A 21284-nucleotide genomic window follows, 5' to 3' on the forward strand; every position below is an offset into this window, starting at 1 on the left:
GAACGCTCCGGTGCTGCTGCCGGCACGCCGAGTCGGCGGGTTCTCAGTCGAATACTCCAATGGCCGTTGCGACAGGCCGCTCAGCCGGCCGCTTGCCGCCCTTGTCCATGGGCCGGTTCACGACGGTGCCGTCGATGACCATCGCCGAGGACCCGCCACCGTCCAGGTTCATGGCCGACTGTGCGCCCAGGTCGGCCAGTAGTGCGGCTGCCTCCTGCAGGCTCGCGCCGGTGTTTTCGGCGGTCCGGCCGTCCACGACGACCAGGAGCAGTGTGCCGTCCGCCCGTACACCGGCGAGCGTGCGCGGGTCGCGGTGGGTGAGCGCACTCGGGGGATTGCCGTGCGCCGCAGGCGATACGGCGGGGCGCCCGTCGGCCACCAGCGACGAGCCGCCGCCGATCATCGAGACGCCCGGGCCCATCAGTTCGATTCCTCGAAGATCGGTGGCATCCGAGGAGAGCGTGATCAAGCTTCCTTGGCGGGCATGGGAGTTGAGCCATCCGGCACCGGCGCCGACCGCGCTGAGCGTACTTCCGCCTGCTGGTATGGGGCCGCCGGCCGGGGTACGCAACGTCAGGACACGTCCCGCACCGTCCAGCACTGCCTCCGTGCTGCCCTGCTGTCCCCGCGGGGAGTTGGCGCCCCACTCCGGGGTGAAGCGCACGATCTCATCTGGATCGAGGCAGAGTTGATTGTGCCGGGGCCGTGCGCCGGAGCCCCTGCCGGTGCTCGTGCGGTCTCCGCCCACTCCTCCGCAGCCCAGGATTCTGCCGGGCGTCCGGTTGATGCCGTCGAGTTCCCGCTCCGCACCTGAAGCAGCCCGCAGCCTCGCTTCGGTTCGCACTCCGGTGATGCGAGGCCTGCTCCCTGCGGGCCCGACGACAAGCGCGGTGCGTCCGTTGGACGCCTCGGAGAGCAGCGTTCCACCTGTGCCGTAGACGCCAAGCGGATCGCCCGCGTAGCCGCCGAAATCGGGGCCGTCGGCGATGTCGAAGAAGGTTCCGTTCACCGCTGCGACGGCTCCGGCACGGTCGGCCATGGCCCGTACGGTCTCGGCCGTCGCAAGATGCTTCCCGTGCAGTCCAGCCACTTGTGCCGCCGCGTCACGGGCGATGGTGAGCAGATGGATCCGTGTCTTGCGGCCGTCGCTCCACGTGCGCACCGAGGACTCGTAGGTGACACCACGCGGGAGACGCGGCGCGGCAGGGGACGCGACGACGTCTGAAGGCGCGGGCGGTGCATCGGACCGCTGCTCGGTAGCCACGGGCGAGCACGCGGCTACCGAGCACAGCACAAGGGCGAGGACACCCGCGGGCCGAGGGCGGCGTCGCCTGCGTGACTCAGCCGGCAAGGACACCGCGCGGCCAGACGTCCCCCACGAACACGGTGACCTGGCCACGGACCAGGCGTCCTTCGCCGTCGTCCAGAACATAGGCGAAGCGGTCATAGCCCAACTGGCCCGGGAACGGTGAGTAGACGACGGTGCCGTCGGGGTCGACAGCGGTGGCTCCCGCGCGTGCGGGTCCGACGCCGACAAGGCGGGTCTGTTCGCCGAGCCCTTCGGTCAGGTTCTTCAGCATGCCCCGGTACCCAGGCGCCACGTGCAGGGCGCGGCCCGGCGGCGTCAGGGACGCGACCCGATAGCCGGACTGCCGAACCGAGTGGGTGCTGCTGGTGAGGCTGGAGCCGCCCTGCGCGATGATGCCCGCGCGCACTTCCGGCAGCAGATACGCACCGCTGCCCACGTCGTGCCCGATGATGGCGGTGAAGCGGGCGACACGGGTCGCGCCGGCCTCCACGGAGGTCGCGAAGCGGTCATTGGTGGGGAGCAGACTCATGCCTCGGAGCTGCTCGACGCTCGCGATCCGTGAGAACGGCGCCGCCATCACGTATCCGTAGTAGCGGTGCCCCGGACCTTCAGGAGTGAGCGACAGCGCGAACTCGACCGACTGGCCGGGCCGTATCGGGAACGCCGGGTCCGCGCTCGCGGTCAGTTCGACGGTGAGCCGGATCTGCGGCGCTTCGGGCTGCACCACATGGACCCTTGTCAGCAGGTGCTGCTCGGGCGGCAACGGGCTGGTCCGGTCGTCGGGTTGCGTCACAGCGTGTCGCCCTCCCCCTTCGTACGGGCCCGGGTCAGCGAGGCATGGGTGGCATCGTCGAGCCAGCCGTAGGCCTCGTCCGGGAAGCGCTCCTGATCGAGACGGGTCACCCACTGCGCGGGAACGATCTCCCGCTGCGCCAGTGTGTGGGCGATGTACCGCGCGCACGCGACAGCGCCTTCGGGCAGAAGGTGCGTGGTGTCGTCGATGCCGTCCGGATAGTTGGGATGCTGTCCGGGCGCGAGGAACATGAACAGGGAACGGGTGCCCTGCGGCCCAAGCTGTGTCCACCACTGCAGGCTCTGCTCGTAGAGGTCGACAAACGGGGTCGATGTCTCGGCGGCCAGCTCACTCATGGCCATCGGGTAGGGCTGCACCACTTGGCGCAGGTTGCCGTGCTCGTCCCAGGTGCAGCGCTCGTGGGGGCTGACGAGCACGGGATGGGCACCGCGGTCGCGCGCTCCGTCGATGAACAGGCGCAGGTAGGCCCGGTAGCCGTGGAACGGTTCGGTCCGCACCTCCTCGTCCTGCTTGTGGTCACTCAGTCCGAAGGAGACCACGAGATAGTCGCCGGGGCGCAGCCGGTCGAGGATCCAGTCGAGGCGGCCGCGCTCCGCGAAGGTGCGGGAGCTCGCACCGGCACGGGCACAGTTGACGATCTCGACGTCCCGCGTGAAGAACAGGGGTAGTACCTGGCCCCAGCCGGCCATGGGGGCGCGGCTGATCTCACGCGTGCAGACGCTGGAGTCACCGGCGAGGAAGATCCGCGGGTGCTCGCTGTGGTGTGCGGTCTCATGCAGCACCGGTCCACCTCCTCGAGGGCGGCTCGCTCATCGGCACGGCCCGGAACGTGGGATCCGGTTGCGGCACCAACGGCGCGACGGGTTCGTACGGGGCGAGTTCGGCGGCGGGTGCGTCGCCGAGTGCCTTGATTCCTTCATAGACCCGACGGCAGTTGTCGCGGTCGCGGTGGCCGAAGAAGCCTGCGACGCGTTCCCGATAGGGGCTTTCCACGGTGAATCCGCGCTGGATCGCCCGGATGATCTCCTCGACCGCGTGGTCGACGGTGCGGCACACGGGTCCGAAGCCGTCATCGGTCAGGTTGAAGTAGCCGCGCTTGTAGTGGCGGCCGTAGAAGTCCTCTTCGTCGAAGGGCACGTACACGAGCGGGATGCCCATGTATGCGACGTCGAAGAAGACCGACGAATAGTCCGTGACCATGAGGGAGCACTCCTTCATGGCCTCCTGCACATTGCGTGTCGTCGGGTCCGCGATGTGGATCGCAGGCGAGTCGGTGCGGAAGTGATGCAGGTGGGGCCGGATCTCGTAGTGCGGGAAGAACTCGAGATCCACCCCGGCGCGTTCCAGGGCCGAGGCCAGTCGGGGGTCGGCCAGCAGCGAACGGTAGAAGCGGAAGTACTCGGACTGCGTGAACGCCGTCTTCGCCGGTCCTGCGGACTTCTTGTACGAGGCGGTGACGATCCACTGGCGCCAGGTGGGCATCAGCAGGATCTTCGGACGGGCAGTCCGCTCCCGCTGCAGCGCATCGAAGCGGGGCAGACCTGCGAGCACCGCACGGTCGCCGTAGCCGGCCTCCTCGCCGAGGAACTCGCGCTCCTGGCGGCCGGTGGTGACGATCATGTCGTAGCTCGTGATGCGCTGGTCGACACCGGTGGTGACGTCGTTGTAGATGATCCCGTGCTGCAGGAACACCCGCTGGTACTTGATCAGCTCGCCGAAGCGGTGCAGGAATAGCACCTTCCGATAGCCCTCGGGCAGCAGATACGACTCGGAGTCATAGCTGCCGATCAGCTTCGTCGCGTGCAGCAGGTACATCCGGTGCTTGAACGAGCCGAGCTTGATCACCTGGCCGTACTTGGCGACCTTGTCGTGATCGGCCGCCGAGGCGTCGATGACGTAGTAGATGTTGCGGCGCTTGTGACGGGTCCGCACCCACTTGAAGAAGTGGTACGAGTTGTCCTGCGCCGTGTCCGACCGCTCGCCGATCAGCCAGATGTCCTTCCCGTCGAGGAAGGGAAACGTGAGCCAATAGGCAAGGCGCATCCGCCAGCCGGGGTTGCGCGTCTTGAGGATGCGCACTTCTCGGGCGGTCCTCCACATGGCGTGCTTGAGGCGGGACGTGATCCCCTTGTCCACCAACCGCAGATGCAGGGCGTCCTGGGCGCCGATGGTCAGCATGTACCGGTGCCGGCCGATGTGACCGTGGCCCTTGAGCCGGTGCAGCGCGAGGCGCGCCTTCATGACGACGTTGCGCTCGCGGCTGCCGTCGACACGGTGCACACGGAGGCGGAAGTCGCCCACCTTGAATCCGCTCTTGGCGAGCCGCGCCATGGGGATCTCCGCGTAGAACCCCGCGTACAGGTCCTTCTTGTTGCGGGCGTTCCACAGGTCGCGGCGGTAGATCTGCCGGAGCGGCACCACAATCTTTCGGTCCCGCGTCTGGTAGACGAACTCCAGCGAGTTGAGCAGCGGTCCGCTGATGTCCATCCCGGGGAACGCCATGCACCCCTCCACGACCAGCGCGTCGTCTCGTGCACGTACCGACTCGACGACTACGTTCGGGTCCGCGACGCGTGCCGTGGCAGTCTCGAGTACCCCGCCGCTGAACGTCCGATAGAAACCCTCGTCGTCGATCTCCAGGTGCAGCGGTGCGCTGTCCAGGGCCGGTTTGGGATCGCAGAACAGCTCGAAGTTTCCGCTCTTGGCCGCGTAATGGTCGAGCTGCTGCGTCGCGTTGGTGGCGAACTCGTTGAGTACGTCGTCCGGGATCTGCGCGTAGTGCCGGTGGATGTCCCCGAACATCTCCGCCAACTGGCTGCGGCTCATGACGTTGCGGGCGTTGCAGAGGAAGCCCTTGTACGTGCGGGCGACGTACCGGTGGAACATGTGCCGGATCTCGTCGCGCTCCTCTGCCGTGTAATTCAGCAGGAAGTGGTTGAGCCGCAGGTGGTCGCGGTAGTTCGCGGGCTTGCTCCACAGCGAGTCCATGATGGACGAACCGTCGGGGCGTCCCCGGTAGTAGTAGACGGGGGCGTCGACGATGCTGATGCCCTGGGCGCGGAGCATGGCGGGCAGCGTCACCCAGGAGTCCTCGAAGTGGACGCCTTCACCGAACCGGACGCCCAGGCGGCGCAGCAGTCCCGTACTGAAGAGCTTGTTGCAGGCCGAGCCGCTGAAGATCAGGTCGGGGGTCTGGGCAAAGTCGTGGATGACCTTGTCGCCATCGCCGAAGTACGCCTTCCACGGGCCGTACGGGCGGTCGGGGAAGTTCACCAGGTCGCCGATGACGACCTCGGTGCCGTCACGCCGCGCCGCACGCAGCATGAGGGCGAGGGCATCAGGACCGAGGATGTCGTCGGAGTCCAGGAAGGTGACGTACGGGGCCGCCACCTGGGCGAGTCCGTTGTTCCGCGCGTTGCCCAGACCGCCGTTGCGCTGGTGGACGACGGTGACGTTGGCGTACTGGTGGGCGAAGCGGTCGAGGATGTGCGGGGTCTCGTCGGTGGCGCCGTCGTCGACCAGGATCACCTGGGTGGCGGCGAAACCGCGCTGGGCGGCGATGGATCCGAGGCAGGCGTCGAGGTACTGGGCCACGTTGTAGCAGGGCACTACGACGGCGAGTTCGAAGCGGTGCTGCACCTGCCGGATGGGCGGGTGCAACCGGCCCTGCCACCACATCCAGGGGGCGTTCGGATCGTTCTGGTCCGACTCGAAGGTGCGGGTTCCGGCCGCTGCCGACCGCAGGGCGAGATTGCCGGAGACGGTCTGATAGCCCTCGTACGCCTCCCCGTCGACAGTGAACGCGAAGTCGTCCAGCGGCAGGTCGCGGACATTGAGCGACGACCGGGAGCGGGAGCGGTTCCACTCGACGATGAGGGAGACGTTCCAGACGGTGTTGTCGTCGTAGTCCGTACCGAGCAGGTGGACGAGGTCGGCGCTGCCCTCGAAGCCGACGAACCGTTCGCCGACCTCGACGTGCGGCACCGGCACTACGACATCGGTCTTGCTCTGCCGGTTGCGCACCGCGAGCGAGATCCGGACGGTGTCCCCGGCAGCGATCTGCCCGAAGCGATTGACGAGTTCGCCGTCGAAGAGGAACTCTCCATGCTCCACACGCCAGCCGTTGAGCTGGGCGAAGAGCGGAATCTGGGACACGGGAGCACCGGCGAGACCGAGCTCGGTGACATCGAGCATGCGCCGGGCATCGGGCAGGTGGAGATGGTCCGCAGACCAGTAGACCCGGTCGTCCTCCTGCACGAGATGGGAGGAGAAGACGCTCTTGCGCTGGGTGTAGTCGAGGGTGGTCAGCGCGGCCTCGACGTCCTGGTACATCAGGAAGAAGGCGCGCACACGGTCCACCGGGCCGCACAACGTGAAGGCCTCGTCGCCGATGGAGAACAGATAGGAGCTGACGATCTCGACGAAGGCGTGCTGGAAGGCGTCGTCGCCCTCGGCGAGCGCCCGCATGTACAGGCGCAGGTCGTGCGTGAGGAACTTGGAGTCCTTGCGGACCTTCAGGGACCACAGACCCCGGTCGAGCAGGAACTGGTCGGTGGCACGGTGCACGGCGATCCGGTCGCGGATGCTTCGCAGCTCTCCGGTACGGCCGGTGATGGAGGCGCCCTCCGACTCCCACATCCACCGGTACACCGGTTCGGTGATGATCGTGATGCCCTGGGCCAGGGTGCCGGCGACCGCGGAGAAGTACGTGTCCTCGTAGAAGACACCCTCGGGGAACCAGACTCGGTTCGTGCGCAGGAATTCGACGCTGTAGAGCTTCGCCGCCGCGATCGGGTCGGACAGCAGCAGCGGAAAGTCCTCAAGTCCCGCCACGGTGCGGGCCATCGCGTACACCTCGGGCGCCCAAGGCTCGGCGTCGCCGCTCTCCCGGTTGATCCGCAGGGCCTTGCCAGCGGTGATGTCGCTGCCGGTCTCCAGCGCACCCGCCACCAGAAGCTCGCACGCCCGGGGCGGCAGTTCGTCGTCCGCGTCGAGAAACAGCACCCAGCGGCCTGCGGCCTGCGCGATGCCCCAGTTACGGGGAGCGCCCACGCCACCACTGTTGTGCGGGCGGCGGAGCACCCGCACGTGGGGGTTGTTCCCGGCGAAGTTGGTGACCACCTCGAGGGTGCCGTCGGTCGAGGCGTCGTCGACGACGATGACCTCGACTTGTTCGTAGGTCTGGTTCACCGCGGACTGCAGCGCCTTGCCGATGGTCGTCGCCGCGTTGTACGCCGGGATCACCACCGTGACCCAGAAGTTGTCGTGATGCTGCACTGCCCTCATCGGAGGCTCTCCCGGGCCTCCTGGGGAACGTGACGCATCTCGGCGTACGGCATGCCGGCGCCGGTCGGCCCGGGCGGCTGCTGCGGCCGGCTGTCGTCGCGCTGCTGCGGCATGAACGAAAGGCCCAGCTGCTGGGTCTCGTCATCCGCAGGACGATGCGGCGATGCCACGGGTGCGACGGGTCCTGTCTGCCCGGTCCGGCCGGCCCCGTCCTCGTACGGTCCGTCCTGACCGGCACGGCGGTGACGTCCGCGGTGCAGCTGAGGGGCGATGCTTCCCGCCATGGCGGGCGCCGGGCTGAGCTCGGCCATGACCCGGTTGTAGTCGCGGGTGGAGAGCCAGAACTTGTACATGATGATGAGCTCGAAGAGCCCCAGCAGCACGGCGGAAACAACTGTGGTCCAGAGGATCCGGCCGATCAGCGGGCCCACGATGAAGACGAACATCTGGAACTCGATGCCGCTGAAGAGGTGGGGCCTGATACGGGTGCGCAGCATCGCGCGGCGGACTCGGATGTACCACGGGAACTGGTCGCGGAACTGCTCATGCAGGTCGACGACGTTCGCTCCAGCCTCCTGGCGCAGGGCGTCGGCCTCGGCTCCAGGGTTGTCGCGCAGGAGGTCCTCCATGAAGAGGACCGATGCCTTGCCGTCCTCCTGCTCGGCCTGCTCGGCGACCTGCTCCGCCGCCTCGCGCTCGGCCGTGAGCTTCTCGATCTTGGTACGCATCGCCATGCGCATCTTGTAGATCTGGAGCGCGTCCACGTAGCGCAGCATGTCCAGGAAGACCACGGCAAGTGCGGCGAGGAGGAACCGCACGTCGTCGGTCCGCAGGTACTGGCCGCCCATCAGAGCGAGCGCGCAGAACAGCACCCGGATCCGGTCGAAGACGTAGTCGAGCCAGCCGCCGAAGACACTGCCGTTGCCCTTGAGCCGCGCGAGTTTGCCGTCGATGCAGTCGAAGATGAAGCTCAGGTGGTAGAGCGCCGCGCCGATGATCAGCGACGTGCTGTCGCCTCGGAGGAAGAACGCCGCTGCGCCAAGGCCGATGAACAGGGCCGCCCACGTGACGCCGTTGGGTGTGATGAACCGGAAGCGGGCCATCACGATGAGCATCCGTGTGGCCACCGGGTCGACCAACAGCACCGTCCACCAAGCGTCCCGCTTCTTGCAGGTGAGCTTCTGGACAGCTCGGAGGGACAGCTTGGTCATAACTCCTCAGTCACGTCACATGCGAACGCACGGGGCGAGCGCGGGACAACGGGCCCTGGGCGCGACATCGGACCCAGGGGCCTGAGTGACCTGAGGCTTCACAGGTTCCTTACACAGGCTTTCGAAACTTTAACTCGATTCCACTTGCAGTTCGGCTTGTCATACGGGCTGCGACTGGCGACCTTAATCACAGGCGATCACGTACAACCTCTGACCGTTTTCAAGAGTCAGACGATGTTCCAGGTGCCGAAGTCCAGGCGGGACACCGGCCCTCGCCGGCGGGTCACCGCGATACCTCCCGCGGTGCGGGTCGCGACGGCCAGCCGGCCCTTGCGGTCCATCGCGGCGGCAGGAGCACCGATGCCGGGCAGTCCGAGGTCCTGCCACCACACACCGGCATCCGGCTGTCCTTCCGGGTGGACACCGACTGAGCAGGCGCCGTCGCGGCCCGCCCCGGCCAGGAGCGCGTACGTCCAACCGTTCAGGGCTATGCCCCGTTCGATCGCCACTGCTCCCGTGCCGTCGTTCGCTCCCAGCGGATACGGCGCGCCCGTACCCGGCCGCCAGCCTTGAACCTCGTTCGTCCACAGGTCGCGGAAGAGGAGCGCGCCGGCGTCCGGTGCGGGAGCCATGCTGCCCGGCCGGACGGCGAACGGAAGCGAACGGTCCTCGGTCCAGTCGCCGCCTTCGGGCAGGAACCACCGCACCACGGCGTCCTTGTCCCGCACCCGCGCGTACACCTCCACGCCGCCGTGGGCACCGGTAACCGCGACCAGGTCGTCGGCCACGCGTGTGCCGCCCAGGTGCTGCCACGGCTGCCAGCTGCCGTCGGTCTCCTGGCAGCGGTAGCTGATGCTGTGCCCGAAGTTCCGTACGAAGACGAACAGCCGGCCCGATGCGTCGAAGGCGGCGGCCGGGAAGCCGACTTCACGGCCCTTCTGCCACGCGGCGACGTTGGGGCCGCCCAGTGCGTGCCACGGAGTCAGAGGCCGGCCGGTGCGGAACTGTGCGGCGTGGACGACCTCGACGTCCACGGCGCCATCCGGACGCACCGTACGGCGCAGACCAAACAGGACAGGGAAGCCGTACGGGTCCCGGATGACCGTGAGGCCGGGCAGCAGGCCGGGGCCTTCGAGCAGCTCGGGGCCGTGCCAGTGGTCACCGTCCAGCGCGTCCTGATGCCAGCGCACCACGCCGGCGGCCGTGGGCTGAAACGCTGTCAGCCGACCGTCCGTACCCGCCACCAGCCAGTTGACCGGGAGAGGGTGGCGACGGCAGGACCGGCTTCCGCCGCGCGGGTCGGCCTGTGAACGGTGGCAGTCCACAAAGACCGGCCGCCCGGTCTCCTCCTGCAGGGCACGCGCCGCACCGAGCGCGAGACCCGCCGCCTCGGCGAGCCGGGGCGGTTCGTCGTGCACCGGCCGCCCGGCAGCTTCCTCGAAGGACGCCCGCGCGGGGTCGGGATCGAGGGTGTGCACGAGGTCGGGGTCGATCTGCATCAGGCAGTCGAGCAGCGCAGCACCGGCCGCCGGACCGTCAGCACCGAGGACGACAGGTCCGGAGAGCACACGACAACCGCGCGACTCGGCCTGGGCAAGGGCATGACCGAGCGCCTCGCGGCCCTCCTTGCCACCGGACTGCAGACTGACCACCGCGAGCGCTGTGCCCGGTTCCTGAAGCTGCACCAGCACCACCGCGTCGCCGGGTTCGGCGACCACGACGGCCACGGTCTGCGCCCTCGACGGCGACGCGTCCGCCCCGGCCTGACCTGCGGCTCTGCGATCCGTCCTGCGCGTCATGCGCTCATGCCCTTCTGCCGGTGTCCTTCGGACTCCGGTCCCCGCCCCGTTCCGGACCACTTCATATACGGCTCCAGTTGCCCAGCGTCAGACCTTCGCCGTGTTCCTGACGAGCGATGCACAACGCGCCGTCCGCACCGACCGCGAGGACGGCGACCCTCCCGAGACCGTCGACGGCGAGCGTCGGATCACCCGGCGTGGGCATCCCAGTGTCGGACCACCACACTCCGGCGCGCTCGTTCTGCGCTCCGCAGACGCCCAGGCTGACTCGGCCCTCGGGGCCTCGGTGCGCCAGGACGGTACACGGCCGGCCGTCGATGACGGTCTGTGCGGCGGCGTGACGGCCGTCACCAGGAGTGACGTTCAGCGGTATGGGCCACTCCCCGGCGCGCACCGCGACCATTCCCCCGCTGCGGACATCGGTCACATAGAAGGTGATGCGCCCCGGAGACGTCTCGAGGGCGGTGCCCGACCCGGGAAGCTCCACGACTCCCACGTCCTGTCCGCGCAGCAGATCCGCGCCGGGTTCCTGCTGATACCAGGTCAGGCCGCCCGAACGGGACGGCGCGAGAACTTCCACGAATCCGGTCGAGGTGGAGGCGGCGCTCGGAGCGTCGAGAGCGGCCGCGACCTGCAGATCGCGCCAGGGCTCCCAGCGGCCCTGAGTATCCTCGCGCCGCAAGGCGATCCGGCCTTCGGCCGTCGGCACGAACACATGCAGTGTCCCGTCGGCGTTCACCACCGCGGAGGGCTCACCCGCCTGTGCGGTGCGCTCGCGTTTCGTCATGGGGTTGCCCAAGGAACGCCACTCGCTGAGCGGGCGGCCGGCCTGGTACTGGATCGCGTACATCAGGTCGACAGCGAGCACCGCGTCGGCACCCGGTCGCACCCTGCGCCCCACAAGGTGCGCATAGCGATTGCGCCCCTGGACGACGGTGAGATGGCTGAGGCCCTTGACGGGCAGGACGTCCGGCCCGGTGAAGTGCGGGCCTCCGACCTGGCTCTCGGTCCAGCGCAGGACGGCGCCGTCCACCAAGGCGAAAACGAGGAGCCGACCGTCATGCCCGGTCAGCAGCCACGGCCCCGAGCGGAGTTCCGAGGCCGGCCCGCCCGCCCGCTCCACGCCTGCGGAGGCCGGCCGCAGTCCGCCCTCGCGAACAGAAGTGGCACCCATGGCCAGTCCCCTTTCCCCTCTTGTGTTCCGTTGCATTCGTCGGCGATGCAGCGCCGCGCCTGGAGTGACCGGATTCACGCCGCACGCGACGTGGTCATCGGCTGCGCGGTGCTGTGGAAGTGCCGTGCATCACCGGGGACGGCAGGTCCACGGCTTGCCGGAGCCGCTTCCACCAGCGATCAGCCATGTCACGAGCGCATACTATTTCTTCGCTTCGGCTTCATGAACTGGCTACCTGAAGCACATGACTGCTCGATTGCTGTCTATAGTGCGGGACAAATCAGGCGACAAACGGACCGGTTCCATCCCCCCGCCCGAGTCCCCACGTCGATCGGTATGCCCTGCACGGGCACGACAGCAAGGACTCCAGCAGGATGAGCCATGTCTCGACGCCCACTCATCGCCGTTCCGATCCGTCCGGCGGCGGAAGGCGACGCCGCAAGGCCAAGCCGGCCGGGCGCCGGCATACCGGCCGCAACATCCTGCTGACCCTGGTGGTCCTGGTAATCGTCGCCGCCGGCGCCGCATGGTGGGTCTACAGCGATCTCAACGGCAACATCAAGGGCGTCGACCTCGAAGAGGCGCTCGGCACCGACCGGCCCGAGAAGCTGCCCACCTCCGGCCAGAACATCCTGGTGCTCGGTTCCGACTCGCGCGCCGGCGACAACGCGGACCTTGGCACCGGCAAGGTCGCGGGCGCACGTTCGGACACTGCTCTGGTGATGCACATACCCGAGGGCCGCAAGGAAGCGACGGCCGTCAGCATCCCCCGGGACACTTTGGTCACCCGCCCCGAGTGCAAGAAGGACGACGGCTCCGCGCTGCCGTCCGCGAAGCGCGTGATGTTCAACTCCGTGTACTCCATGGCCGGTCCCGCATGCGTGGTCAAGACCGTCGAGAAGATGTCCGGCGTCCGCATGGACCACTTCATGGAGATCGACTTCGCCGGTTTCAAGGAGTTGGTCGACGCCATCGGTGGCGTGACCGTCACCCTCAAGGAACCCATCAAGGACAAGTCGAGTGGTCTCGACCTCGCGGCGGGAACCCAGAAGCTGGACGGCACGCAGTCCCTCGCCTTCGTCCGTACACGTCACGGAGTCGGTGACGGCAGCGACCTGGGCCGCATAGGCCTGCAGCAGCAGTTCATGATCGCCCTGCTCAGCGAGATCAAGAAGCAGGATCTGCTCGGCAGTCCGACGAAGACGTACAAGATCGCCGATCAGCTGACTTCCTCGCTCACCACCGACGAAGAACTCGCCTCCCTCAGCTCGCTCGCCGACTTCGGTCAGAGCATGAACGGGATCGACCCCGCCACCATGGAGACGATCATGCTCCCCGTGGCCTACGACAAGACGGACCCGAACCGGGTGGTGGCCGCTCAGCCTCAGGCCGACACTCTGTGGAAGGCACTGCGCGAGGACCGTTCGATCCCGGAGTCGGCCAAGAAGTCTCCTGCCACGGGCGGTTGACCGGCCCGGCGTCCGCCGAGGCCGAAGGTCCTGCTGCCGGACGGCAGCGCAGGGGCGAGGATCGGTACATGACTGAAGCCGAAGAGGCCGGGCGGACCCTGCTCGTCGTCGATGCCGCCAACGTCGTCGGGTCACGCCCCGACGGCTGGTGGCGTGACCGCGCGGGCGCGGCCCTGCGCCTGCGGGACTCCCTTGTCCCCTATGCCACGGACGGCCTGCCGGCCGAGCTCTCCGGTCCCCTCGACATCGTGCTGGTCGTCGAGGGCAAGGCCCGCGGCGTACCGTCCCTGCCGGAGGTACAGGTGGACGAGGCTCCCGGCAGCGGTGACGACCGGATCGTGGAGCTGGTGGCCGCGGCGGGCCGGGCAGCCGTGGTCGTCACCGCCGACCGCGAACTGCGGCGCCGCGTCGGCGCGCTGGGAGCCCGGTGCGTCGGGCCCCGGACCGTGTACTGACCTCACCCCACCCCCACCCGCACATAAACCACCGCCCCACCCACCACCCCACCCCGCTGATACCCACCCAGCTCCAGCACCCGCCGCAACCCCTCGACGTGCCGGACCCCGTACGGCTTGCCGCGGGAGTCGTCCACGACCAGGCGGGGCGGGTGGGTGGTCATCTCCTTGCGGAACGTCGGCCAGCCGCCGCGTACCGCGTACTCCTCCCCCACCTGCGGTCCGTTCCGCCCGCCGCTGTAGTTCGTCAGCAGGCCCGCCGTCAGGAAGCGGCTGGCCGGGGTGCGGTCCGCGAACCAGTACGTCTCCGGGTGTATGCCCCACACCAGGACCCGGTCGCCGGGGTGGGTGCGGGTCTGGATGACCGTGGCGAGGCGGGCGGCGTGGGCGAGTTCGGGGCGGGGGGCGACAAGGCCCCAGAGCAGGAAGAACGCGCAGGTGCAGGCCGTCGTCAGGAGGGCCGTGGGCAGCCAGTCGCGGGGCAGGATCTGGAGGGCCGCCGTGGCCAGGAGGACCAGGGGCGGGATGAGCTGGAGGTAGTAGTGGCCGAAGAAGTGGAAGCCGAGGCAGACCGCCGCCGCCGATGAGCCGAGCCAGAGCCAGAGGTCCGCGGCGCCCGTGCGCGCGATGCGCAGCACGCGCGCGACCGGCTGCAGGACGCCCGCGCAGGCCACCGCCAGCAGGCCGGTGTTGATCAACGCCCGCCACAGGACGTGGAGTTCGGAGCCGGTGAAGGAGGCGTAGGCGCCCGAGCCGGTGACCGTCCAGAAGAGGAAGCCTGTGGGGGTGGTGGCCAGGGCCGCCACGAGCACCGGGGTCAGGGCGCCGGCCGTCAGGCGCACCAGCGCGCGGCGGTGGGCGCCCGAGCGCCACAGCAGCCACAGGACCGGCAGCAGAACGGCCGCTCCGGTCTGCTTCGTGAGGAACGCGGCCGCGACGGCGAGCCCCGCCGCGCCCCAACGCCGCCGGTCCGCGCACCACATGGCGGCCGCGGTGCACGGCAGCATGAACACCTCGAAGCCGGCGGCCTGGGTGTCCTCGGGGTTGAGGCCGATGGAGAGCAGGACGGACAGGATGCCCGCCGTGCAGCCCGCGCTGTCGCCCCAGCGGCGGCGGGCCAGTGCGGCGAGCAGGACCGCCGTGGTGAAGACCGCGCCGATGGCGAGGATCTTGAGGGGGACGAGGGAGTCGTCGCCGAAGAGCGCGAACGCGCCCTGGTAGAGCCAGGGCAGCAGGGGTGGTTTGCGGTCGACCACGTCCTCGTACAACTGACCGCCGTCGGCGAGCATCCGGGCCTGGGTGGCGAGGAAGCCCTCGTCCGGATTCCACACCGGGTGGACGAACGAGGGGATTCGGGTCACGCAGGCGAGCACGGCGAGGACCGCGAGCAGCCGCGGCCAGTAGCGGGCGGCGGACAGGGGGGTGGGGTCCGCGCCGCCTCGCGGTCGGGGAACTGACCGTCCCCGTACGGAAAGTGACGACGCGGTGGGCTCGGCGAGCATACGGGCCAAGCTAACGGCCCCGCAGTCCCTGCCGAAGCGGGACATACGGGGCCGCGAGAAGAGTTCGGAAACCGGCCGGTGGTGACGGGGAGTTACCCGACCCCGTCACACGTCACTCGGCCTTGGGCTCCCGCTGCGGCAGATGCTTGCCGACGCGGCTGTGCCGGCGCCCGTACACGAAGTAGATGAGCACGCCGAGCACCATCCAGACGGCGAACCGCAGCCAGGTCTCGGCCGTCAGGTTGAGCATCAGCCAGACCGAGGCGGCGACCGAGAGGATCGGGAGCGCGGGGACCAGCGGGGTGCGGAAGGAGCGCGGCAGGTCGGGGCGCTTCTTGCGCAGGATGACGACGCCGATGGCGACCACGACGAAGGCGAACAGCGTGCCGATGTTGACGAGTTCGGCGAGCACGTCGATCGAGGTGAAGCCCGCGACGATCGCGACGATCACGCCGAGCAGGATCGTCGAGCGGTACGGGGTGCGGAAGCGGGGGTGGACGACGGAGAACTGGCGGGGCAGCAGGCCGTCGCGGCTCATCGCGAAGAAGACGCGGGTCTGGCCCAGGAGCAGGATCATGCAGACCGTCGTCAGACCGACGGCGGCGCCGAAGCTGATCAGGCCCGCCCAGAAGGGGTGGCCGACGGCCTTGAAGGCGTCCGCGAGCGGGGCGTCCGTGGAGAGTTCGGTGTACTTCTGCATACCGGTCACGACGATCGAGACCAGGACGTAGAGCACGGTACAGATGAGCAGCGAGCCGAGGATGCCGCGCGGGACGTCGCGCTGCGGGTTCTTGGTCTCCTCGGCGGCGGTCGCGACGATGTCGAAGCCGATGAACGCGAAGAAGACGACGGCGGCCGCGGTGAAGATGCCCATCACGCCGAAGTTGGTGGGCGCCCAGCCGAAGATCGTCTGGATCAGGGGCGCGGCGAGCCCGCTGCCTGCTTCGACCGGCTGCGACGGCGGGATGAAGGGCTTGTAGTTGGAGCCCGTGATGAAGAAGGCACCGACGACGATCACGATCAGGACGACGGTGACCTTGATGGCCACGACCACGGCCGTGACCCGCGAGGACAGCTTCATGCCGGCGATCAGGATCCCGGTCAGGAGCAGCACGAGCGCGCAGGCGAGGATGTCGAAGCCGAAGTTGCCGTCATGGGTGCCGGTCAGGGCGTCGGGCAGATGCAGCCCGGCGGTGTCCATCAGTGAGCGCACATAGCCCGACCAGCCGACGGCGACCACCGCGCAGCCGAGCGCCATCTCCAGGATCAGGTCCCAGCCGATGATCCAGGCGGGCAGCTCGCCGAGGGAGGCGTACGAGAAGGTGTACGCCGATCCGGCGACGGGGACGGTCGAGGCGAACTCCGCATAGCAGAGCGCGGCGAGGGCGCAGACCAGACCGGCCACCACGAAGGCGAGCGCGACGGCCGGGCCCGCGTTCTCCTTGGCGACCTTGCCGGTGAGGACGAAGATGCCGGTGCCGATGATGACTCCGACGCCGAAGACCGTCAGGTCGAGGGCCGAGAGTGATTTCTTGAGTGCGTGCTCCGGCTCCTCGGTGTCCCGGATGGACTGCTCGACGGATTTCGTACGGAACATTCCGCCGTCGGCGTTACGTGTGTCCTGCGGTGTGGTCACCGGTGTGCCTCCCTGCGCTCGTGTCGAGGGACATGATCGGGAGGCGGAGGCCGCGGGTAACGGCTGCCGGGCCCGAAGTCACACGAAAGGCCCGGCCGGACCACCCGTTAAGGGCGGTCCGGCCGGGCCGGGGTGACGCGGGGTGACGGGACGCTAGGGCCTGTCCGGCGGATCATGCCTGGGACGGGCCCTAGTCGCGGGCGGGCTCCACGGCGTCGGTGCGTGCGGGGCTCTCGAACCGTCCGTCGAGCTTCGAGACGAGGCCGGTGACCTGGCGGGCGATGTCCGGCGCCGTCAGACCGATCTCGGCCATGACCTCCTTGCGGGAGGCGTGGTCGAGGAAGCGCGGCGGGATGCCGAAGTCGCGCAGCGGTACGTCCACGCCCGCGTCGCGCAGGGCCTGGGCGATGGCGGAGCCGACGCCGCCCGCGCGCCCGTTGTCCTCGACGGTGACGACGACGCGGTGCTGCTCGGCGAGCGGGGCGAGCGCCTCGTCGACCGGCTTGACCCAGCGGGGGTCGACCACGGTCGTCGAGATGCCCTGCTTGTCGAGGAGCGAGGCGATCTCCAGGCACATCGGGGCGAGGGCGCCCACGGAGACCAGGAGGACGTCGGGCCGGTCGGTGCCGGCCTTGCGCAGCAGGTCCATGCCGCCGACCTTGCCCACCTCGGGCACCGCCGGGCCGACCAGGCCCTTGGAGAAGCGCACGACGGTCGGGGCGTCGTCGACGTGCACGGCCTCGCGCAGCTGCGCGCGGAGCTGCTGGGCGTCGCGCGGTGCGGCCAGGCGCAGGCCCGGGACGCACTGCAGGATCGACATGTCCCACATGCCGTTGTGCGAGGCGCCGTCCGTGCCGGTGACACCGGCCCGGTCGAGCACGAAGGTGACACCGCACTTGTGCAGGGCCACGTCCATGAGCAGCTGGTCGAAGGCGCGGTTGAGGAAGGTCGCGTACACCGCGAAGACCGGGTGCAGACCGCCCGTGGCCAGACCGGCGGCGGAGACCGCGCCGTGCTGCTCGGCGATGCCGACGTCGAAGATCCGGTCCGGGAACGCGGTCTCGAACTTCTTCAGGCCGACCGGCTGCAGCATGGCCGCCGTGATGGCGACGATGTCCTTGCGCTCCTTGCCGAGCTCGACCATCTCGTCGCCGAAGACGCTGGTCCAGTCGGCGCCGGACGCGGCGACCGGCAGACCGGTGTCGGGGTGGATGACGCCGACGGCGTGGAAGCGGTCGGCCTCGTCCTGGACGGCGGGCTGGTAGCCGCGGCCCTTCTCGGTGAGGCAGTGCACGATCACCGGGCCGCCGAAGCGCTTGGCGCGCTGCAGCGCCGACTCGAGAGCCTGGATGTCGTGGCCGTCGATCGGGCCGACGTACTTGAGGCCGAGGTCCTCGAACATGCCCTGCGGGGCGATGAAGTCCTTGAGGCCCTTCTTGGCGCCGTGCAGCGTCTCGTAGAGGGGCCGCCCGACGACGGGCGTCTTCTCCAGGAGGTCCTTGGTACGGGACAGGAAGCGCTCGTAGCCGTCCGTCGTCCGCAGCGTGGCGAGGTGGTTGGCGAGGCCGCCGATGGTGGGGGCGTACGAGCGCTCGTTGTCGTTGACGACGATCACGAGCGGGCGGTCCTTGGCGGCGGCGATGTTGTTCAGCGCCTCCCAGGCCATGCCGCCGGTGAGCGCACCGTCGCCGATCACGGCGACGACGTGGTCGTCCTTGCCGAGGACCTCGTTCGCCTTGGCCAGACCGTCGGCCCAGCCGAGGACCGTGGAGGCGTGGCTGTTCTCGATGACGTCGTGCTCGGACTCGGCGCGCGAGGGGTAGCCGGACAGGCCGCCCTTGGCGCGCAGGTTCGAGAAGTCCTGGCGGCCCGTGAGCAGCTTGTGCACATAGCTCTGGTGGCCGGTGTCGAGCAGCACCCTGTCCCTCGGGGACTCGAACACGCGGTGCAGGGCGATGGTGAGCTCGACGACTCCGAGGTTCGGGCCGAGGTGGCCGCCGGTCTTGGAGACCGCGTCGACGAGGAAGGTCCGGATCTCAGCGGCCAGCTGGTCCAGCTGCTCATGGCTGAGCCGGTCCAGGTCGCGCGGCCCCTTGATACGGGTCAGCAAACCCACCCGTGCCTCCTAGCGTTGTGTTTCGGTCGAGCTGTTCGAGCAGTGCCGGGTCTGTCGAGTCTAATGTTCCGCTCCCGGAAGGCGCCGTCGGGTGTGTCACGCGTTCGGCGGTACGAGGGTGCGGTTACGGCTGGTAAGCGGGCCGGTGCGTATGGGGAGGGACGCGGGCGTGCGGGTGAAGGTTGCGCGGCTCGCACCGTCCACCCGCGCGCCTGCGCACCTGCGCACCTGCGCACCTGCGCACCTGCGCACCTGCGCACCGAAGCCCGGCGCCCACCAGGGGAGCCGGGCTCGGGTGTGAGACGGGTTACGCGCGGCCCGCCGACTTCTGGGTCTTACGGGTGACGGCGTCGATCACGACGGTGACCAGGAGGACACCACCGGTGATCATCTGCTGGATCGCGGGCGCGATGCCCTCCAGCGCGAGTCCGTACTGGATCGAGGTGATCACCAGGACACCGAGCAGGGCGTTCCAGGTGCGGCCCCGGCCGCCGAAGAGGCTGGTGCCGCCGATGACGGCCGCGGCGATGACGTTCATCAGGAGGTCACCGGCGCCGGCGCTCTGGTTGGCCGCAGCGATCTTGGAGGCCCAGAAGAGACCGCCGACCGCCGCGAAGAAGCCCGCGATGGCGAAGACGGAGACCCGGATCGCCGTGACGTTGATGCCCGCGCGGCGCGAGGCCTCGACGCTGCCGCCCAGCGCCTGGACCTTGCGGCCGTACCCGGTGCGGCGGAGCAGGAAGTCCGTGCCGACGAGGACGATCGCGAAGAGCAGCACCGCGAGGGGCAGGCCCTTGTACTGGTTGAAGATGACCGCGACGCCGAACACGGCGACCGCGAGCAGCGCCGTCCGCAGGATGATCTCGCTGAGCGGGCGCGAGGGGATCCCCGCGGCCTCGCGGCGGCGGGCCCCGAAGAAGGCCGAGAGGAAGTAGCCGGCGACCGCGAGGACCGCGAGGCCGTAGGCGGCGGCGACATCGGAGAAGTAGTACGTGGTGAGCTTGCCGACCACGCCGTCGCCGTCGATGTTGATCGTGCCGTTGGCGCCCAGGAGCTGGAGCATGAAGCCGTTCCAGAACAGCAGTCCGGCCAGGGTGACGGCGAAGGCGGGCGCTCCGATGCGGGCGAAGAAGAAGCCGTGGATCGCGCCGATGAGCGCACCGCCGACGAGCGAGGTCAGGACGGCGAGCCACTCGTTCATGCCGTGCGAGACGGTCATCACGGCCATGATCGCGCCGGACACGCCGCTGACCGAGCCGATCGACAGGTCGATCTCGCCGAGCAGCAGCACGAAGATGATGCCGACCGACATCATGCCGGTGGCCACCATGGCGACGAAGATGTTGTCGAGGTTCTCGACGCCGAGGAACGACGAGTTCAGGCTCTGGAAGATCGCACAGATGACGATCAGGCCCACGACGACGGGCATGGCGCCCAGGTCGCCGCCGCGCACCTTGCGCTTGAACTCGCCTATGTAGCCCGCGAATCCCTGCTCGCGCACGAGGAGACGGGGGTCGACTGCGGCCACGGCGTCGGGGGCTGCGGCAGGGGCGTCGACGGGGGTCTTCACCTGGTCCGTCTTGTCGATGCTCACTTCTGAGCCTCCACGTTGCTGCGCGCCGCACGGCGGGTCACGGCGTTGTCCGTGGCGCCGGTGATGGCGGAGATGATCTCTTCCTGTGAGGTCGTGGCGACCTCGAACACACCGTTGTTGCGGCCGAGCCGCAGGACGGCGACCTTGTCCGCGACGGCCTTCACATCGGCCATGTTGTGGCTGATGAGGATGACCGCGTGGCCGCGCTCGCGCAGCCGCTCGACGAGGTCGAGGACCTGCGCGGTCTGCTCGACGCCGAGGGCCGCGGTGGGCTCGTCCAGGATGACCAGCTTGGGCTCGCCGAGGAGGGAGCGGGCGATGGCCACGACCTGGCGCTGACCGCCGGAGAGCGAGGCGACGGGGATCCGGACGCTGGGGATGCGGATCGACAGGGTCTGCAGGAGTTCACGCGAGCGGCGCTCCATCTCGACCTCGTCGAGCACGCCGCGGCGGCGGATCTCACGGCCCAGGAACAGGTTGCCGACGACGTCGATGTTGTCGCACAGCGCGAGGTCCTGGTAGACGGTCGCGATGCCCAGGTCCTGGGCGTCGTGCGGCTTGTTGACCTTGACCGGACTGCCGTCCCACTCGATGACACCGTCGTCGATGGGGTGCACACCGGCGATCGTCTTGACCAGGGTGGACTTTCCGGCACCGTTGTCGCCGACCAGGGCGACCACCTCGCCGGCGTGGACCTCAAGCTCTACCTCGGTGAGCGCCTGCACGGCACCGAATCGCTTGGAGACCCCGCGCAACGCCAGCACGGGCGTAGCGGACACGTGAACCATCTCCTTCGCCGCCCGAGCCTGACCCCGGCGGGAGGTTGTACAGAGGAGTGAGGGGTGTTCCGTCCGGCGCCCCGCCGTTGAGCTTGCGGGGCTGTCGGCGGCGGGGCGCCGGACGTGCTTCCACGGGAGCG

General features: G+C 69.0%; 14 protein-coding genes. 2 read left to right on the forward strand and 12 right to left on the reverse strand.

The window, feature by feature from the left end:
- Positions 1–43 precede the first annotated feature (43 nt).
- The 7 genes from ACIBI4_RS24240 to ACIBI4_RS24270 form a co-directional block, all read right to left on the reverse strand.
- The gene (locus ACIBI4_RS24240; RefSeq protein WP_399206109.1) at positions 44–1162 is read right to left on the reverse strand and encodes a phosphodiester glycosidase family protein; all 1119 of its coding nucleotides are present in this window, start codon (positions 1160–1162) and stop codon (positions 44–46) included.
- A gap of 178 nt (positions 1163–1340) precedes the next feature.
- A complete protein-coding gene (locus tag ACIBI4_RS24245) occupies positions 1341–2102 on the reverse strand; it encodes an Ig-like domain-containing protein (RefSeq protein ID WP_399206110.1) in 762 nt (253 codons plus the stop codon).
- Positions 2099–2905, reverse strand: coding sequence for a rhamnogalacturonan acetylesterase (locus ACIBI4_RS24250; protein WP_399206111.1), 807 nt, complete (start codon positions 2903–2905; stop codon positions 2099–2101). Before ACIBI4_RS24250 ends, ACIBI4_RS24245 begins: the two co-directional genes overlap by 4 nt.
- Positions 2895–7409: a glycosyltransferase gene (locus tag ACIBI4_RS24255; RefSeq protein ID WP_399206112.1), complete on the reverse strand. Its 4515-nt coding sequence runs from the start codon at positions 7407–7409 to the stop codon at positions 2895–2897. Before ACIBI4_RS24255 ends, ACIBI4_RS24250 begins: the two co-directional genes overlap by 11 nt.
- Positions 7406–8620, reverse strand: a complete 1215-nt coding sequence (locus ACIBI4_RS24260; RefSeq protein ID WP_399206113.1) for a CDP-alcohol phosphatidyltransferase family protein — start codon at positions 8618–8620, stop codon at positions 7406–7408. Before ACIBI4_RS24260 ends, ACIBI4_RS24255 begins: the two co-directional genes overlap by 4 nt.
- A gap of 227 nt (positions 8621–8847) precedes the next feature.
- Complete coding sequence (locus ACIBI4_RS24265; RefSeq protein WP_399206114.1) at positions 8848–10419, reverse strand: hypothetical protein; 1572 nt, start codon at positions 10417–10419, stop codon at positions 8848–8850.
- A 61-nt stretch (positions 10420–10480) separates the two neighbouring features.
- Positions 10481–11593: a hypothetical protein gene (locus tag ACIBI4_RS24270; RefSeq protein ID WP_399206115.1), complete on the reverse strand. Its 1113-nt coding sequence runs from the start codon at positions 11591–11593 to the stop codon at positions 10481–10483.
- 374 nt (positions 11594–11967) lie between these two features.
- On the opposite strand from ACIBI4_RS24270, the gene ACIBI4_RS24275 reads away from it, so the two are divergent.
- Both ACIBI4_RS24275 and ACIBI4_RS24280 read left to right on the forward strand, forming a co-directional pair.
- Positions 11968–13062, forward strand: coding sequence for an LCP family protein (locus tag ACIBI4_RS24275; protein WP_399206116.1), 1095 nt, complete (start codon positions 11968–11970; stop codon positions 13060–13062).
- A 68-nt stretch (positions 13063–13130) separates the two neighbouring features.
- Positions 13131–13517: an NTP pyrophosphohydrolase gene (locus ACIBI4_RS24280; protein WP_399206117.1), complete on the forward strand. Its 387-nt coding sequence runs from the start codon at positions 13131–13133 to the stop codon at positions 13515–13517.
- A gap of 2 nt (positions 13518–13519) precedes the next feature.
- Here the strand turns inward: ACIBI4_RS24280 and ACIBI4_RS24285 are convergent, their stop codons facing one another.
- The 5 genes from ACIBI4_RS24285 to ACIBI4_RS24305 all read right to left on the reverse strand — a co-directional run bounded on the left by ACIBI4_RS24285 (position 13520) and on the right by ACIBI4_RS24305 (position 21153).
- A complete protein-coding gene (locus ACIBI4_RS24285) occupies positions 13520–15019 on the reverse strand; it encodes an ArnT family glycosyltransferase (RefSeq protein ID WP_399206118.1) in 1500 nt (499 codons plus the stop codon).
- Positions 15020–15131: 112 nt separating this feature from the next.
- Positions 15132–16616 carry an amino acid permease gene (locus ACIBI4_RS24290; protein WP_399206380.1) on the reverse strand — a complete coding sequence of 495 codons (1485 nt, stop codon included), beginning with the start codon at positions 16614–16616 and terminating at the stop codon, positions 15132–15134.
- A 229-nt stretch (positions 16617–16845) separates the two neighbouring features.
- Complete coding sequence (gene dxs / locus ACIBI4_RS24295; RefSeq protein WP_399206119.1) at positions 16846–18771, reverse strand: 1-deoxy-D-xylulose-5-phosphate synthase; 1926 nt, start codon at positions 18769–18771, stop codon at positions 16846–16848.
- 307 nt (positions 18772–19078) lie between these two features.
- Entirely contained in the window at positions 19079–20365 is a 1287-nt protein-coding gene (locus ACIBI4_RS24300) for a sugar ABC transporter permease (protein ID WP_399206120.1), read from the reverse strand.
- Complete coding sequence (locus ACIBI4_RS24305) at positions 20362–21153, reverse strand: ATP-binding cassette domain-containing protein (protein WP_399206121.1); 792 nt, start codon at positions 21151–21153, stop codon at positions 20362–20364. Before ACIBI4_RS24305 ends, ACIBI4_RS24300 begins: the two co-directional genes overlap by 4 nt.
- Between the last annotated feature and the right edge of the window lie 131 nt (positions 21154–21284).

The organism is Streptomyces sp. NPDC050418 (assembly GCF_044458745.1).
Taxonomy (GTDB): domain Bacteria; phylum Actinomycetota; class Actinomycetes; order Streptomycetales; family Streptomycetaceae; genus Streptomyces.